16 protein-coding genes are annotated in these 14,928 nt (G+C 59.4%); 13 read left to right on the top strand and 3 right to left on the bottom strand.

What is annotated here, in order from left to right; all coding sequences use genetic code 11:
* Positions 1-26: 26 nt before the first annotated feature.
* The 7 genes from EAV92_RS14385 (at position 27) to EAV92_RS14355 (ending at position 6,225) form a co-directional block, all read left to right on the top strand.
* A complete protein-coding gene (locus tag EAV92_RS14385) occupies positions 27-662 on the top strand; it encodes a YigZ family protein (RefSeq protein ID WP_123043735.1) in 636 nt (211 codons plus the stop codon).
* A gap of 190 nt (positions 663-852) precedes the next feature.
* On the top strand, positions 853-1,659 hold the full coding sequence (gene cysT / locus EAV92_RS14380; protein ID WP_420888828.1) for a sulfate ABC transporter permease subunit CysT: 807 nt from the start codon (positions 853-855) through the stop codon (positions 1,657-1,659).
* On the top strand, positions 1,656-2,453 hold the full coding sequence (locus EAV92_RS14375; RefSeq protein WP_123041746.1) for a sulfate ABC transporter permease subunit: 798 nt from the start codon (positions 1,656-1,658) through the stop codon (positions 2,451-2,453). The genes cysT and EAV92_RS14375 overlap by 4 nt, the downstream gene beginning before the upstream one ends.
* Before the next feature lie 30 nt (positions 2,454-2,483).
* Positions 2,484-3,548, top strand: coding sequence for a sulfate/molybdate ABC transporter ATP-binding protein (locus EAV92_RS14370; RefSeq protein WP_123041745.1), 1,065 nt, complete (start codon positions 2,484-2,486; stop codon positions 3,546-3,548).
* Positions 3,535-4,587, top strand: a complete 1,053-nt coding sequence (locus EAV92_RS14365; protein ID WP_206424222.1) for a sulfate ABC transporter substrate-binding protein — start codon at positions 3,535-3,537, stop codon at positions 4,585-4,587. Before EAV92_RS14370 ends, EAV92_RS14365 begins: the two co-directional genes overlap by 14 nt.
* A gap of 117 nt (positions 4,588-4,704) precedes the next feature.
* Positions 4,705-5,685 carry a GNAT family N-acetyltransferase gene (locus EAV92_RS14360; RefSeq protein WP_123041743.1) on the top strand — a complete coding sequence of 327 codons (981 nt, stop codon included), beginning with the start codon at positions 4,705-4,707 and terminating at the stop codon, positions 5,683-5,685.
* Positions 5,686-5,700: 15 nt separating this feature from the next.
* Positions 5,701-6,225, top strand: coding sequence for a YcxB family protein (locus tag EAV92_RS14355; RefSeq protein WP_123041742.1), 525 nt, complete (start codon positions 5,701-5,703; stop codon positions 6,223-6,225).
* A gap of 69 nt (positions 6,226-6,294) precedes the next feature.
* Here EAV92_RS14355 and EAV92_RS14350 read toward each other — a convergent pair whose 3' ends face one another.
* Positions 6,295-7,098, bottom strand: coding sequence for a Cof-type HAD-IIB family hydrolase (locus tag EAV92_RS14350; RefSeq protein ID WP_123041741.1), 804 nt, complete (start codon positions 7,096-7,098; stop codon positions 6,295-6,297).
* A 122-nt stretch (positions 7,099-7,220) separates the two neighbouring features.
* Between EAV92_RS14350 and EAV92_RS14345 the strand changes: the two genes are divergently transcribed.
* The 6 genes from EAV92_RS14345 (at position 7,221) to EAV92_RS14320 (ending at position 13,840) form a co-directional block, all read left to right on the top strand.
* Positions 7,221-8,213 carry a Gfo/Idh/MocA family protein gene (locus EAV92_RS14345; protein WP_241158274.1) on the top strand — a complete coding sequence of 331 codons (993 nt, stop codon included), beginning with the start codon at positions 7,221-7,223 and terminating at the stop codon, positions 8,211-8,213.
* Between the two features lie 90 nt (positions 8,214-8,303).
* On the top strand, positions 8,304-8,516 hold the full coding sequence (locus tag EAV92_RS24560) for a hypothetical protein (protein ID WP_164472781.1): 213 nt from the start codon (positions 8,304-8,306) through the stop codon (positions 8,514-8,516).
* Positions 8,517-8,631: 115 nt separating this feature from the next.
* A complete protein-coding gene (locus EAV92_RS14335) occupies positions 8,632-9,978 on the top strand; it encodes a GH1 family beta-glucosidase (protein WP_123043734.1) in 1,347 nt (448 codons plus the stop codon).
* Positions 9,979-10,087: 109 nt separating this feature from the next.
* Positions 10,088-11,878 (top strand): B12-binding domain-containing radical SAM protein, encoded by a 1,791-nt coding sequence (locus EAV92_RS14330; protein WP_123041738.1) that lies wholly within the window; start codon positions 10,088-10,090, stop codon positions 11,876-11,878.
* Positions 11,875-12,867, top strand: a complete 993-nt coding sequence (gene mgrA / locus EAV92_RS14325; RefSeq protein ID WP_123041737.1) for an L-glyceraldehyde 3-phosphate reductase — start codon at positions 11,875-11,877, stop codon at positions 12,865-12,867. The genes EAV92_RS14330 and mgrA overlap by 4 nt, the downstream gene beginning before the upstream one ends.
* 13 nt (positions 12,868-12,880) lie before the next feature.
* On the top strand, positions 12,881-13,840 hold the full coding sequence (locus tag EAV92_RS14320) for an acetylxylan esterase (RefSeq protein WP_123041736.1): 960 nt from the start codon (positions 12,881-12,883) through the stop codon (positions 13,838-13,840).
* Between the two features lie 80 nt (positions 13,841-13,920).
* On the opposite strand, the gene EAV92_RS14315 is transcribed toward EAV92_RS14320, so the two are convergent.
* Both EAV92_RS14315 and EAV92_RS14310 read right to left on the bottom strand, forming a co-directional pair.
* Positions 13,921-14,445: a MogA/MoaB family molybdenum cofactor biosynthesis protein gene (locus EAV92_RS14315; RefSeq protein WP_123041735.1), complete on the bottom strand. Its 525-nt coding sequence runs from the start codon at positions 14,443-14,445 to the stop codon at positions 13,921-13,923.
* Positions 14,420-14,914, bottom strand: a complete 495-nt coding sequence (locus EAV92_RS14310) for a hypothetical protein (RefSeq protein ID WP_123041734.1) — start codon at positions 14,912-14,914, stop codon at positions 14,420-14,422. Before EAV92_RS14310 ends, EAV92_RS14315 begins: the two co-directional genes overlap by 26 nt.
* Between the last annotated feature and the right edge of the window lie 14 nt (positions 14,915-14,928).

Raw genomic sequence — 14,928 nt, 5'->3', positions numbered from 1 at the left:
GCAGTATGGAAAGCGGGGGAATCTTCATGCTGGATCGTTATGCCACGGTACGGGAATACGGCAGCCGGGAAATCGTCATCAAGAAATCCCGGTTTATCGGGCATGCCCGTCCCGTCGAAAGCGAAGAGGAGGCCGTCGCTTTCATCGAGCAGTTGAAGAAGAAATATTGGGACGCGACCCACAATTGTTCCGCTTACCTGATCGGCGAGCGCGACGAATGGCAGAAGGCGCTGGACGACGGGGAACCGAGCGGCACGGCGGGCAAACCGATTCTCGAAGTCATCAAAAACCGGGGACTGAAAAATACGGCCGTCGTCGTCACGCGTTATTTCGGAGGCATCATGCTGGGAGCCGGCGGACTGGTCCGCGCTTATACGGACGGGGCGGTCGCGGGAATCGACGCCGCGGGGCCGATCGTCAAGGTGCTCCACCGGGAAGTGGCCGTCGACATCGACTATACGTGGTACGGGAAGCTTGAGAACGTCCTGAGAGACCGCGGGATCCGGGTCGGCGACGTCGCCTTTACCGACCGCGTGCGCGTTCTATGTTTGCCGGAAGCAGGGGAAGCCGACCGCTTCCAGGCTTGGATGACCGACTTCACGCAAGGCCAGGCCTTGATCGAGGCGGGACAAGCCCGCTATTTCGTCGAAAATGAGGGATAGACGTACACCGCCCATAAGAAAAAGGAATACGATACATAAGTTTGGTTAATAAAAATCGACTTTTCGCCGATCATTATGGTTGACGGACAAAGTCCAACTTTGATAAAGTATGAATACCGAGTAAATTAATAGGAATTATGAAGAATTTTATCGGCCAAAAGTTTGGGAGGTACACGACAACGTGAGTTCCATGCTGCAGAGCCGCTGGTGGGGCTGGGGTTTCCGCAGCGCCGTCATGCTTTATTTCGTCGTTTTGATCGTGTTTCCCATCCTCGGCATTTACGGCCATTCGTTATCCTCCGGCTGGACGGCGTTCGCCCAGAACATCACCGAGCCGCTGGCTTGGAAAGCCGTCATGCTGACGTTGAAATTGGCGGTCATCGCGACGCTCGTCAACGTCCTGATCGGAACGATGGCGGGATGGGTACTGATTCGATATCGGTTTCCGGGACGCAGTCTTCTGAACAGTCTCGTCGATCTTCCTTTCGCCTTGCCGACGGCCGTGGCGGGGTTGATGATCTTGCTGCTGCTGGGTCCCCGAAGCGGGGTCGGGCAGTTGGCCGAACGGTTGGGTTTCACCATTCTGTTCCATGAACCCGCGATCGTGATCGCCATGGTGTTCGTGACGTTCCCCTTCGTCATCCGCGCCGTCCAGCCGCTGCTGGAGGAAATGGACCCGTCGGAGGAAGAGGCGGCTTACACGATGGGGGCCACGAAATCGAAGACGTTTTTCCGCGTCATTCTGCCGAACATGCTGCCGGGCATTCTCGGAGGCGCCATGCTGGCCTTCTCGAGAGGGATTGCCGAATTCGGGGCGGTCGTGCTGGTGGCGGGCAATATCCCGGGTAAAACGATGATCGCCTCCGTGTACATTTTCGGGGAGATCGAAAGCGACAACGTCGTCGGAGCCACCGCGGTGAGCGTCATTTTGCTTACCCTCTCGTTCCTGATCCTCTGGCTCGTGAACCATTTGCAAGCACGGAGGAAGGGCTTATGAGACGTTTATGGATAGGCTTGACGTTCGTCGTGTTCGCGCTTCTGCTCGGAGCGCCGGTCGTCCGGATCGCGATGGGCGCGTGGGATCAGGGCTGGTCCGGTTTCGCAAACGGATTGACCCGTCCCGAGGCCCTGCATGCGATGTGGATGACGACGCTGATAGTGATTTTAGTGACTTTGATCAATACGCTTTTCGGCGTCATGCTGTCCTTATATCTGGTCCGAGCCGCATGGCTGGGACCCCGGCTGAAGAATCTGCTGAACAGCGTCGTCGATTTGCCTTTCGCCGTTTCCCCGGTCATCGGGGGTCTCATGATCGTGCTGATGCTCGGTCCGGAGACGGCCATCGGCGGTTTGCTGGGCTCCGCGGGCATCAAGATCGTTTATGCGCTGCCCGGCATGCTGCTTGCGACGCTTTTCGTGACGTTCCCCCTGATTATCCGGGAGGTCATGCCGGTGCTTCAGGAAATCGGCGCCCAGCAGGAGGAAGCGGCATCGACGCTGGGGGCGTACGGCTGGACGACGTTTTGGCGCGTGACCTGGCCTTCGATCCGTTGGAGCGTCGTGTACGGCGTCGTGCTGACGGTCGCCCGCGCGCTCGGGGAATTCGGCGCCGTGCTCGTCGTGTCGGGCAACATTTTGTTTAAAACGCAAACGGCGACGACTTTGGTTTACCAAGACGTGGAAAACTTCAGTTTGACGTCCGCGAATTCGGTCGCGCTCGTTCTCGCGGCAGGCTCGGTCGCCCTTCTGCTCCTCATGGAATGGGCGAAATCCAGGCAAGGACATAAATGATCGCTTTCGGGAGAAAGGGAGTGCGTGGGCATGCACGTAGAAGTACGGGGTTTGAATAAACGATTCGGCGAGTTCCAAGCGGTGAAAGACGTGGATTTCTCGATTGCCAAAGGCCAGTTGATCGGCCTGCTGGGCCCGAGCGGCGGCGGCAAAACCTCGATTCTCCGCATGCTCGCGGGGCTCGAAACCCCCGACGGCGGAGACATCGTGTTCCATGGCCGGCGGGTCAACGACCTGCCGCCGCAGGAGCGGGGCATCGGCTTCGTGTTCCAGAACTACGCGTTGTTCAAGCATATGACCGTGGAAGGCAACATCGCATTCGGCCTCGAGGTGAAGAAGTGGTCGAAAGCCCGCATCAAGGAGCGGGTGGCGGAGTTGGTCGAACTGACGGGACTGTCCGGGTTCGAAAAGCGTTATCCGCACCAGCTGTCGGGCGGACAGCGGCAGCGCGTCGCCTTCGCCCGCGCGCTTGCGCCGGAGCCGCAGCTGCTGCTTCTCGACGAGCCGTTTGCCGCGATCGACGCGAAAATCCGCCAGGAGCTGCGTTCCTGGCTGCGCGAAATGATCGACCGTCTCGGCATTACGTCGATCTTCGTGACGCACGACCAGGACGAAGCGATTGAAGTGGCCGACGAAATCATGATCATTAATAAGGGTAACCTGGAACAGAAGGGCACCCCTTGGGAAATTTACAAAAACCCGCAGACGCCGTTCGTGGCCAGCTTCATCGGGGAATCCACGATCGTCGAGGAGGTTGCGTCGATCCGCGGCTTCGAGGCTGCGGCGGCATGGCCCGACACGAAAGCGCTCATCCGTCCCGAGTACGTGGAAATCGGCAACGTCGGGGAGTTTCAAATGCTGTCGGCGACGGAAACGGGCCGGGTGCGGCATTTGCACTTCCGCGGCAGCGAGTGGCTCGTTGAGGTCGAGGTCGGCTCGACCCGCCTCGTGACCTACCGTTCGCTTGAGAAAGAAGTGCTCCATCCGGGCGACGAAATTCGCGTGCTCGTGCACCGCGCCTATTTGTTCAACGACAACGACAGCTGGATTATGGAGAACAAGCTGAAGGAAGATTCGATGTATGTCCATATTTAAACGACTGGGCGCCGCGGCGCTTCTCGTTTCGCTGGTCCTGGCCGCGGCTGCCTGCGGCAAAAGCGAAAGCGGTACGGCGGCGGCGCCCGCCTCTTCGAAAGCCGATATCACGCTGGTCATCGGAGCCTATTCCGTCGCCAAGGACGCGATGGCCGACATCATACCCGCCTTCAAAGCGGAGTGGAAGGCGAAAACGGGCCAAACCGTCGCGTTCCAGGAATCCTATGAAGCCTCCGGAACGCAAGCCCGCGCGATCGTGGGCGGTTTCGAGGCCGATGTCGCGCTGTTCGCGATGGAAGGCGACATGGATAAACTCGTCCAAGCGGGGCTGACGGACCCGGCGTGGAAGAAGGGCGCGGACGGCGGCATGGTGACGCGGTCCATCGTCGTGCTCGGCACCCGTTCCGGCAACCCGCTCGGCATCGGCGGATTCGAGGATTTGACCCGGCCGGACGTAAAGGTGCTTTATCCGAATCCGAAAACGTCCGGCGGCGCGCAATGGGACATCAACGCGATTTACGGCGCCGGATTGAAACGCTCCGAAGCCGAGACGGGCCATAAAGACGCAGCCGCGGCGAAACGATTTCTGGCCGCCGTGCACAAGAACATCGAATCCATGGATAAGAGCGGCCGAGCTTCCATGGCCGCTTTCGAATACGGAGTCGGAGACGTGATCGTGACCTACGAGAACGAGCTCTTGGCCCGGATTGCGCAAGGCGTGAAGTACGACATCGTCGTGCCGGAAAGCACGATCCTGATCGAAAATCCCGCCGCCGTCGTGCAGCGCAACGCCGACCGGCACGGTGTGCGCGAAGCGGCCGACGCTTTCGTCGCTTTCCTGCACGGCGAGAAGGCGCAGGAATTGTTCGCCGAACACGGGTTCCGCCCGGTGTCGGCAACGGTCGCCGCGAAGTGGAAGGAGAAGTTCCAGGAGCCGAAGGACCTGTTCAATATCGGGTACCTCGGCGGATGGGACGAAGTGCGGAAAACGTTGTATTCCAAACGCGGCATCTGGTATCAGGTGCTGTCGGGTACGTAACGCGAAAGGCGCGGCGAGGCCGCGCTTTTTGTTTTTCCGGCTCAAAATACATACAATGGAGGAAATGCGTCCGCTCGGGACGAAATTTAACGGTAAAAGAATGAGGAGGAACGGAATTTGACCAAACCGCGCAGCATCCAAATCGCCATTTGGCTGCTATATATCCGTTTATTCATGTCCGCGGCCGCCGTGGCCCTGAATCTGAGGCTTCTGGTGAATCCGAGCGCCGAAGAAAACGCCAAATACAAAATCGATCAGCTGACGGGCGGGCAGATCTTGATGGTGTTCGTGAATTTGCTGCTGCCCGCAGCTGCCGTCCTGGTGACGCTTTGGTTCGTCCGGCGCAAAAAAAGGATGCCCGCGATTTTATCGTCCGTCGTCGTGTTATGGTTCTCGGCTTCGTTGCTTCCGCAACTCGAAATGGTGCTGGGCGTGCTGATTTTGTTCTTCTTGTTCAGCCGAACGGCCAAAGCCTATTTCCTGGACCAGCCGATCCCGCAGCCGGGACAAGCCCGCGCGGCAGCGAAGGAGGTCGGAGAAACGGCGGACGGCGCGGATGCCGAAGCTGCCGATCCGATCGATGAGGCGGATACGCTGCCGGCTCCCCGCGTGAGAGTCGATCCCGAGGTGGAAATCCGGGCGGCGACGCCGGAAGACGCCGAGACCGTGCATTCGCTCATGATGGCGGCCTTCGAAGAGTTCCGTGCCGCCGTGCCGCCGTCCAGCGCGCTCGACGAGACCGTGGAATCCGTACGGGAAGCGTTGCGGGGCGGAGAAGGCGCGTTCATTTTGCATGAAGACGGGAATCCGGCCGCCATGGTGCGTTACGGCATTAACGAAGACGTCATCACGTTCTTCCGCTTGTCCGTGCTTCCGTCGCGCCGGCGCAGGGGTTACGCCAAACGGCTGGTCAAATGGATCGAGCAATTCGGGATCGGCAGGGGCCTCAATGTTTGCCGGTGCAAGGTGAGACAGACCGCGCAAAAGAACGTCAATATGTACCAGGACATGGGATACGAAATCGTGGACCAGGAGCTGGTCGTTCGCGAGACGGGCACGGTGAAAGCCCTGACGATGGAAAAAAAGCTCGGCGTATAAGGAAGGGGAAAGGAAATGTCGGAGTCCGTAACGCGCGATCCCTCCGTTCGCGTCAATCTTACCGCGGAGGATTACGCAGGGTTTAATCTTTACCACGGCCGGTGGCAGCTGGCCGGATTGTTTCTGTTCTATTGGTGCCTGTTCGTCATTTTCGCGCAATTGAGCGGGGTACTTGGGGATTCCGGCAACTTGGCCATCGTCATACCGGCGGCGTTCTTCATCAGCGGCATTTTGCTCATTTTCCAATTGTGGAGAATCAAAGTCCGCACGACCCGGATTTTCGAGAGCGACAAGGTGTCCAAGCTCGAGCAGCATATCGTCCTGACGGAAAAGGGAATTCTGCATACGACCGGGGACACGACGGTCCAGGTCCCTTGGGACGACGTGTTCAAGGCGAGGGAAATCGGCAAGGCCGTCATCCTTTATTTGTCCCGAAACAAAGTCGTGATGATACCCAAACGGGACATCGCGGACATCGGAGAAATCCGCGCTGCGCTGAGAAAGCATTTGCCGGCCGGGAAGCTGAAATTGAACGGCTGACACATCTTGAAAGAAGGCACCTTGGAGAATCGCTCTCCAAGGTGCCTTTTCATTTGCAGCCTATCCTCGTTATGCCAGCACGAATTTCTCGAGCACGTGACGAACGCCGTCTTCGTTGTTGCTCAGCGTTACGAAATCCGCCAGCTCCTTCAGCGCGGGAACGGCGTTGGCCATCGCGACGCCGAGACCGGCGGCTTCGATCATTTCCCGGTCGTTCCAGGCATCGCCGACGGCGATCGTCTCTTCCAACGGAATATCGTAATGGGCGGCCAGGAACCGGAGCGCATGTCCTTTGGTTCCCTCGCGGTGGAGAAACTCGAGGTAATGGCTTTTGGATTTGGTCAGGTGGACTTCCGGCCCCATCAGTTCGGCCAGCTCGGGTTTGATGGCGTCCAACCGTTCGGGCTCGTCGATGATGATCATCTTCGTCTGTTTAGGGGAGCCGGCGAGCAATGCGGCGAAATCCGGCACGATCGTATACGGGATGTTCGATTGCTTGGCGTATGCTTTCAGCCGGTCGTTTTCTTCCGGCGCGTAAAGCTTGTCGTCGATGTAGGTTTGCAGGTGAAGCCCGTGCTGCTTGCAGTATTCGTACAGCCTTGCGGCGGCATCGGCGGGAACGGAGCGTTCGTACAGGACTTGCTCGTCCAGCAAGTTTTTGATCAGGGAGCCCTGGTACGTGATGATCGGGACGTTCAGGCCGACCTGCTTCGCGATTTGCTGGGCGGAGTCGAACATTCTCCCGGTCGCGATCGTCAGGTGAAATCCCTCGGCGATCGCCCGTTTCATCGCTTTTTTGGTGCTTTCGGTCACGGTCAAGTCGTCGGTCAGCAGCGTGTCGTCCAGATCGACGGCCATCAAGCGGTAAGGCATCGGTTTCATCCTTTCTGTCGGCGGCGCATATTCGCTTCATTGTAGCGCAAAAAGGGCCGGGGTGGAAGTTCGGACGCTGTGATATAATGGTGCCGAATTCCATATCGAAAGGATGTTGGGCTGTGGAACGTTTGCGTTGGGGAATGCTGGGAGCGGCCGGGATCGGCGACAGGGACGTGATTCCCGCGCTGCTGGCGTCGGAGACCGCGGAGCTGATCGGAATCGCCAGCCGGGACCTGGAGAAGGCGAAACGGAAATCCGAACAGTATGGGCTTCCGAAAGCGTACGGCAGTTACGAGGACATGCTTGCCGACCCGGAGATCGAAGCGGTATACATCCCGCTTCCCAATCATCTTCACAAGCCGTGGACGATCGCCGCGGCCCGCGCGGGCAAACACGTGCTCTGCGAAAAGCCGATCGCTTTGAACGCAGCGGAAGCGCAGGAAATGGCCGACGTTTGCCGGGAGGCCGGCGTGCACCTGGCGGAAGCGTTCATGTACCGCCACCATCCCCGCATCGCCAGGGCGAAGGAGATTTTGCGCAGCGGGGAAATCGGACAACTCCGGGCCATCCACGGGGTCTTTACCTATAACGGCGCGGGCAATACCGGCGATATCCGCCACAATGCCGAGTGGGGCGGAGGAGGGGTGTTCGATGTCGGTTGTTATCCGCTCAGCGCCGCGCGATATTTTACGGGCGAGGAACCGGAAGCGGTGACGGTGCAAGCGAAATTCTCGCCCGAGCACGGCGGCGTCGACATGATGGCTTCGGGTCTTGTGGAGTTCCCGGGCGGCGTCTCGCTCACGTTCGATTGCGGCATGTGGGCCGCGTTCCGAAATACGCTGGAGATCGTCGGTTCGGAAGGCCGCATCCTGCTGGATCCGTCGTTCCTGCCGGGCGCGGATAACGATTCGATCACCGTCGTGACCACGGATGGCGAACGTCGGGAAGGTCCGTACGGCGTGAACGCCTACATCCTCCAAGCCGATCAATTCGCCCGCACGGTGCGCGGATTGGAGCCGGCCGCTTTCCCTGCGGAAGACGCGGTCGCAGGTATGAGGCTGCTTGAGGCATGCCTGAATTCAGCACGTCACAAAACAAGAGCGGTTTTGTAAAATTCAGGTAAAATTTCTCCCGGAAGCAACATTTATTCGTTCTCATTCGTCTTATTGGCATAGAATGATTCCGGGGGGTCATGAGTAACGATGCGATCGATCAGCCGTTTTGGGATATTCGCGGCGCTTGCCGCCATCGTATTCGCGCTTAGCGCCTGCGGACAGCGACCGGGAATCGCCGACGCTCCGAAGACGCCGACAGCCGTTCGGGGAACGCCGCCGGCAAAGCTGCCGCAGGGCTCCGTGAATCCATCGGAACGGGAGAATGAAAGGCTGGTAGATTCCTTCATCTTGCCGGCATAAGCGCGGGCCAGCTTCATTTTCAGCAGATGATTTCATCTTCGCGCAGCAGGAATAAAACGTTTTCCATCGAATAGTAGGAGGAGAAACCAAACCTAACCTGTTGGAGGAGATGGCATTGGCTCGTTTGGATTTTCCGAAAGATTTCGTCTGGGGAACCGCCACGGCGTCGTATCAAATCGAAGGCGCAGCGAAGGAAGGCGGACGCGGTCCGTCCATTTGGGATACGTTCTCGCACACGCCGGGCAAGGTGGTCGGCGGAGATACCGGTGACGTCGCATGCGACAGCTACCACCGCTACGAAGAAGACATCGCGCTGCTGAAGAAGCTGGGCGTCAAAGCATACCGGTTTTCGATCGCATGGCCCCGCATTTATCCGCAAGGAACCGGGGAACTCAATCAAGAAGGCCTGGATTATTACTCCCGCGTCGTAGACGCGCTGATTGCTGCGGGCATCGAGCCTTGCGCGACGCTGTACCATTGGGATTTGCCGCAGGCGCTGCAGGATCAAGGGGGATGGGCGAACCGTTCCACGATCGACGCTTTCGTGCGTTACGCAGAAACCGTTTTCCAAGCTTTCGACGGCAAGATCAAGCAATGGATCACGTTTAACGAAACGTGGTGCGTCTCGTTCCTGTCCAACACGCTCGGCATCCACGCCCCGGGTCTTAAGGACCTTCAGCTCGGCGTGACGGTCGCCCACCACTGCCTCGTCGCGCACGGCTTGACCGTTCAGAAGTTCCGCGCGCTCGGGATCAAGGGAGAGATCGGCACGACCCACAACCTCGGCTGGTGCGAGCCTTACACGAACTCCCCCGAAGACGTCGAAGCGGCCCGCCGTTCCCGCGCTTGGGGCAACGAGTGGTTCATGGATCCGACCTTCAAAGGCACGTATCCGCAATTTCTCGTCGAATGGTTCAAAACCAAAGGCGCCGAAGTCCCGATCCAACCCGGCGACATGGAGACGATCGCGCAGAAGATCGACTTCATCGGCATCAACTTCTACACCGGCAACTACGGCCGCTATAAGAAGAACGAGGGACTCTTCGATTGCGAGGACGTGCAGGTCGGCTTCGACCGGACCTTCATGGACTGGAACGTCTATCCCGAGGCCCTGTACAAAACGCTCAAATGGGTGCATGAAGAGTACGGGGACACGCCCATCTACATCACGGAGAACGGCGCTTGCTACGACGACACGCTGACCGAGGACAATCGCATCCATGACGAGCTGCGGACGGCGTATTTCCGCAAACACTTTATCCAGTGCCATCGGTTGATCGAGTCGGGCGTGCCGCTCAAGGGCTATTTTGCCTGGTCGCTGCTCGACAACTTCGAATGGGCCGAAGGCTACCGCAAACGGTTCGGCATCGTGTACACGGACTACGAAACGCTGGCCCGCCATCCGAAGGACAGCTATTATTTCATCCAAAAAGTGATCGCGGAAAGCGGATTGGACGCATAAGAAAAAGGACGGACTGCGGGGACGTTGCTCCCCGCGGTTTTTTCATGCGCCGATATCCGTTACAATAGACGTTGAGAGTAACAGCCCGACTTGAAAAGAGGAACGCACCATGAACGTCGTACTCGCGACGCTGAACGCCAAATATATTCATACCTCGCTAGCCATTCGATACTTGAAAGCTTTCTGCGCGGAGGAGTTCGACGTGCAGCTGGCCGAATATACGATCAAGGATCCCGCCATGAGCATCGCGGCCGACCTGTTCTCGAAGAAGCCCGACGTCATCGGGTTCTCCTGCTACATCTGGAACATCGAAGAGACGATCACCGTCGTGGACATGCTGCGGAAAGTACTGCCGGACGTGAAAATCGTGCTGGGAGGACCGGAGGTTTCTTACGATACGGCCGAGTGGATGAACCGGCTGCCCGCCGTGGATTTCATCGTCATGGGGGAAGGCGAAGAAACGTTCCGGGACCTGCTGCGCCAAATCGCGGGAGACCGGAAATACCATTTTGTCTTCGGCCTTGCTTATCGCAAAGAGGGACAAGCCGAAGCCATCATCACGCCGGGGCGGCCCAAGCTGGATTTGAACGACATCCCGTCCCCGCAGCGGTTTGCGGAGGATATTCCCACCCTGCGAAACCGCGTCGTCTATTTCGAGACGAGCCGCGGATGTCCGTTCAGCTGCCAGTTTTGCCTGTCGAGCATTGAGGTCGGCGTCCGTTATTTCGATATGGAACGGGTCAAATCGGACCTGTCGTACTTGATCGATAGCGGGGCGAAGCTGATCAAATTCGTGGACCGGACGTTTAACATCAAGCGAGATTACGCGATGGAAATTTTTCAATTCCTGATCGACAACCACCGCGGCTGCGTGTTCCAGTTCGAGATCACCGCGGACATCATGCGTCCCGAGGTGCTCGATTTCCTGGCGGAGCATGCCCCTCCGGGCGTGTTCCGGTTCGAGATCGGCGTCCAGTCGACGAACGATCCGACGAACCTCGCGGTGCAGCGCCGGCAAAACTTCGCGAAGCTTTCCCGGACCGTGAACAAAATCAAGGAAAGCCGTAATATCGACCAGCACCTCGATCTGATTGCCGGGCTCCCGCACGAGGACTACGATACGTTCCGCAAGACGTTCAACGACGTGTTCGCGCTGCGTCCCGAGGAGCTGCAGTTGGGTTTCCTGAAAATGCTGCGGGGAACGGGCCTGCGGCTGGACGCGGCGAAATACGGTTACGTGTATATGGAGCGGGCGCCATACGAGATGCTGGGCAGCGACGTCATGCCGTTCTCCGACATCGTGCGGATCAAACGGGTGGAAGACGTGCTGGAGAAATACTGGAACGCCCACCGGATGGATCGGACGATGGAATACCTGGTCACGACCGTGTACCCGTCCCCGTTCGATTTCTTCCAGCGCTTCGGCGACTACTGGGAATCCCGAGGCTGGAGCCGGATCGGCCATCAGCTCGAGGACCTGTTCATTCGGCTGTGGTCGTTCCTCGAGGCGGACCGGCCGGAAGGACTGGATACGGACGTCGCGATGGCGCTTCTCAAAATCGACTACTACCTGCAGCATAAATACAAGCCCCGCAAGACGTGGTGGGAGGACCGGCTGGAGAAGAAGGACTGGATGCAAGGCCTGAGATGGGCGGCGGAAAAGCTGGGCATGGAGGAGCGGGAACTGCAAAAGAAAGCGGCACTCGACCGCATTCCGTTCGACTACGGCGCATGGGTCCAGGAAGGCCGAACCGACAAAACGGCGGGAACGGCGCTCGTGATCCTGTACTCGGGCGAAGACGAGCCGCCGCGGCTTGTCGCGCTGCCGCTGCCGGACGGGCAAGCGGCGGCTGCAGATCAGCAATCATTATCGGAATCCGGGAAGGGGCAGGAGTCATGACGTACTTGGCAAAATCCGACCGATACGCGGGCATGCAGTACAACCGCGTCGGCCGCTCGGGGCTGAAGCTGCCGGCGGTATCGCTGGGGCTGTGGCACAACTTCGGGGGCATCGATACTTTCGAGAACGGGAGGGCGCTCGTGCGCCGCGCGTTCGACCTCGGCATCACCCATTTCGACCTGGCCAACAATTACGGACCCCCTCCGGGCTCCGCGGAAGATATGTTCGGCCGCCTGCTCGCGACCGACTTGAAGCCGTATCGCGACGAGCTCATCATCTCGACCAAAGCCGGCTACTACATGTGGGAAGGCCCGTACGGAGACTGGGGCTCTCGCAAGTACCTGATTTCCAGCCTGGACCAAAGCCTGAAACGGATGGGGCTCGATTACGTCGACATCTTCTATCATCACCGTCCGGATCCGGAAACCCCTCTCGAAGAAACGATGGGTGCACTTGACCAGATCGTGCGTTCCGGCAAAGCGCTGTACGTCGGAATATCGAATTACCGGGCTCCGCAAGCGCGCGAAGCGATCGCGATCCTGAAGCGGCTCGGCACCCCGCTGCTCATTCATCAGCCGCGTTACAGCATGTTCGACCGTTGGATCGAGGATGAGCTCCTGGACGTGCTCGAAGAGAACGGCGTCGGCTCCATCGCCTTCTCGCCGCTCGAGCAAGGTTTGCTGACGAACAAGTACTTAAGCGGGATTCCGGCGGATTCCCGTGCGGCCGGCGCATCGGTGTTCCTGAACGAAAACAATATCACCCCCGAGCGCGTCGAAAAGGTTCGCAAATTGAACGACATCGCGCAAGCGCGCGGCCAATCGCTGGCCCAAATGGCCTTGTCGTGGGTACTGCGCGGCAACCGCGTGACGAGCGTGCTGATCGGCGCGAGCAAGGCAAGCCAGCTCGACGACAACGCGGCGATCGTGAACAACCTGGCGTTCGGCGAGGATGAGCTCGCCGCGATCGAGTCGATTCTGAAAGCGTAAGGAGTTGCTTGGAATGAGCCATGCCGTTTCCCGCAGGATCGCGGATTTGGAGCAATACGAGCCTCCGCTGACGGCGCGTCCGGATTTGGAGACCTATTGGGAAGAAACGCTGAAACAATTCGAAGGCAAGCCGCTTCATGCCGCCATGCGGAAGACGGAAACGCCGATGCCGCACGTGGAAGCCTATCAAGTCGAATACGAGGGCTTCGACGACACGCGGATCCACGGCTGGTATCTGCGGCCCGGGTTCGTCCCGGCAGGGACGAAGCTGCCGTGCGTCGTACATTTTCATGGGTATACCGGAAGCCGAGGGTACCCGGAAGATTTCGGTTCCTATTTGTTGGCCGGCATGGCCGTGTTCAGCGTCGACGTGCGGGGACAAGGCGGAGAGACGGGCAACCGGCTCGGCCAGGAAGGCGGCATGACGAAAGGCTGGATCACGCAGGGCATTCTCGACCGCGATACGTGTTACTACAAAGCGATCACGATCGACGCTTTGAAGGCGGTAGAATGGGCGGCGCAGCAAGAAGACGTGGACGCCGCGCGCATCTGCGTCGCCGGCGGCAGCCAAGGCGGCGGACTCTCGCTGATGGCGGCCGCGCTGTCTTCCCGGGTCGCGCTGGCGGTGGCGCACATCCCGAACATGTGCCACATGGACTTCGGCATCCTGAACTCCACCGGCTCGCTGACGGAAGCCGCGGAATACGTCGCGCGCTTCCCCGAGCGGCTGGAGCGGGTGCTCGAAACGCTCAGCTACTTCGACCTGTTGAACCTTGCGCCGCGGATTCGCGTCCCCGTGCTCGTATCCGTCGGGCTGAAAGACACGGTGACGATGCCGGAAACGATTTACGCCGCCTACAACCGGATTACCGCTCCGAAGGAGATGCATCCGTATCCGTTTTCCGGCCACCATGTCGGCGGCGACCAGAACCGGAAAGCGCTCGTCTTCCTCTCTTCCCAATTCGGGTTGTGATGAAGTAACGAAAGAAAGGCCTCTCGCTCGATCTGCAGTTCTTTCTGCAGTCGGGCGGAAGGCCTTTTTTGGTTCTGCGATTAAGATCGGATGTCTTTGTAAATCTCCCTCATCACGTGGCCGAGCTCAGGCAGGATGAGCCTCGTCATCGCCAGCTTCACCGCGCCGGTGGAGCCCGGCATCGCGAAGACGATCTTGCGGCCCAGCGTGCCGGCCACCGCGCGGGAGAGCAGGGCGGCGGAGCCGATATCCTCCGCGAAGCTCAGATAGCGGAACAGCTCGCCGAAGCCGGGCAACTCCTTGTGGAGCATCGAACGGACGGCTTCCACCGTGACGTCCCGGGCCGCGATGCCCGTTCCGCCGTTGAGAAGGACCGCTTCCACGCCGGGGCTGTCGGCGGCTTCCCTCAAGATCGCGGTGATCCGATCGTATTCGTCCGGCACGATGTGATGCCCCGCGACGGGGTGTCCGTGCTCTTCCAAGAGACGGCGGATCAGCTGGCCGCTCTTATCCGTCTCGGCGGTTCGGGTATCGGATACGGTCACGATCAGGCAGGAGACGCGGGAAGGCGCCTCGCTCTTATGTTGTTCGGTCGGCGTCCGCATCGCGGATTCCCTCCTCGGCCGGATGCGTTTGCGCATCCGTTTCCGGCGAATCTGCAGCCGTTATAGCGGGCTTCTCCCGGATCAAACGGTCGACCGCGGCCGGCACGATCAGCATCAGCGCGTAACCCAGCGTCATCCAGATCGCGAAAGCATGGTGCTGCCCTTCGCTGAACGCCGGAAACACGGTATCGCGCCGCCAGACGGAGAACGTATCCAGCAGCAGGCCGATCGCGGCGGCCGTATAGCCGAACCGGGTAGCGGATCCGCGTTCCGGAAACCACTTCAGCCGCACGGCGACCGCCAGGCCGATCAAGATCAGCAGCGTCAGCAGTTCCAACAGAAACAGCGACGATCCGAAATGGGCTTCGCCCGGCGCGACCAACACCCAGCTTCCGATCAAACGGAAGAACAGCGTGGCCACACCCCAAACGGCAATCCCTAGCCCCGTTAACAGCAATCCTTGGCGCACGACATGCGCCTCCT

Origin of the sequence: Cohnella candidum (assembly GCF_003713065.1) — a bacterium.
In the GTDB taxonomy this organism is placed as follows: Bacteria; Bacillota; Bacilli; order Paenibacillales; family Paenibacillaceae; genus Cohnella; species Cohnella candidum.
This window is presented reverse-complemented; position numbering and strand designations above follow the sequence as displayed.

Bases quoted from the DNA above. Each gene is read 5' to 3' on its own strand.
- EAV92_RS14385 (WP_123043735.1), top strand. From the start codon at position 27: ATGCTGGATCGTTATGCCACGGTACGGGAATACGGCAGCCGGGAAATC.
- cysT (WP_420888828.1), top strand. From the start codon at position 853: ATGCTGCAGAGCCGCTGGTGGGGCTGGGGTTTCCGCAGCGCCGTCATG.
- EAV92_RS14375 (WP_123041746.1), top strand. From the start codon at position 1,656: ATGAGACGTTTATGGATAGGCTTGACGTTCGTCGTGTTCGCGCTTCTG.
- EAV92_RS14370 (WP_123041745.1), top strand. From the start codon at position 2,484: ATGCACGTAGAAGTACGGGGTTTGAATAAACGATTCGGCGAGTTCCAA.
- EAV92_RS14365 (WP_206424222.1), top strand. From the start codon at position 3,535: ATGTCCATATTTAAACGACTGGGCGCCGCGGCGCTTCTCGTTTCGCTG.
- EAV92_RS14355 (WP_123041742.1), top strand. From the start codon at position 5,701: ATGTCGGAGTCCGTAACGCGCGATCCCTCCGTTCGCGTCAATCTTACC.
- EAV92_RS14350 (WP_123041741.1), bottom strand. From the start codon at position 7,098: ATGCCTTACCGCTTGATGGCCGTCGATCTGGACGACACGCTGCTGACC.
- EAV92_RS24560 (WP_164472781.1), top strand. From the start codon at position 8,304: ATGCGATCGATCAGCCGTTTTGGGATATTCGCGGCGCTTGCCGCCATC.
- EAV92_RS14330 (WP_123041738.1), top strand. From the start codon at position 10,088: ATGAACGTCGTACTCGCGACGCTGAACGCCAAATATATTCATACCTCG.
- mgrA (WP_123041737.1), top strand. From the start codon at position 11,875: ATGACGTACTTGGCAAAATCCGACCGATACGCGGGCATGCAGTACAAC.
- EAV92_RS14320 (WP_123041736.1), top strand. From the start codon at position 12,881: ATGAGCCATGCCGTTTCCCGCAGGATCGCGGATTTGGAGCAATACGAG.
- EAV92_RS14315 (WP_123041735.1), bottom strand. From the start codon at position 14,445: ATGCGGACGCCGACCGAACAACATAAGAGCGAGGCGCCTTCCCGCGTC.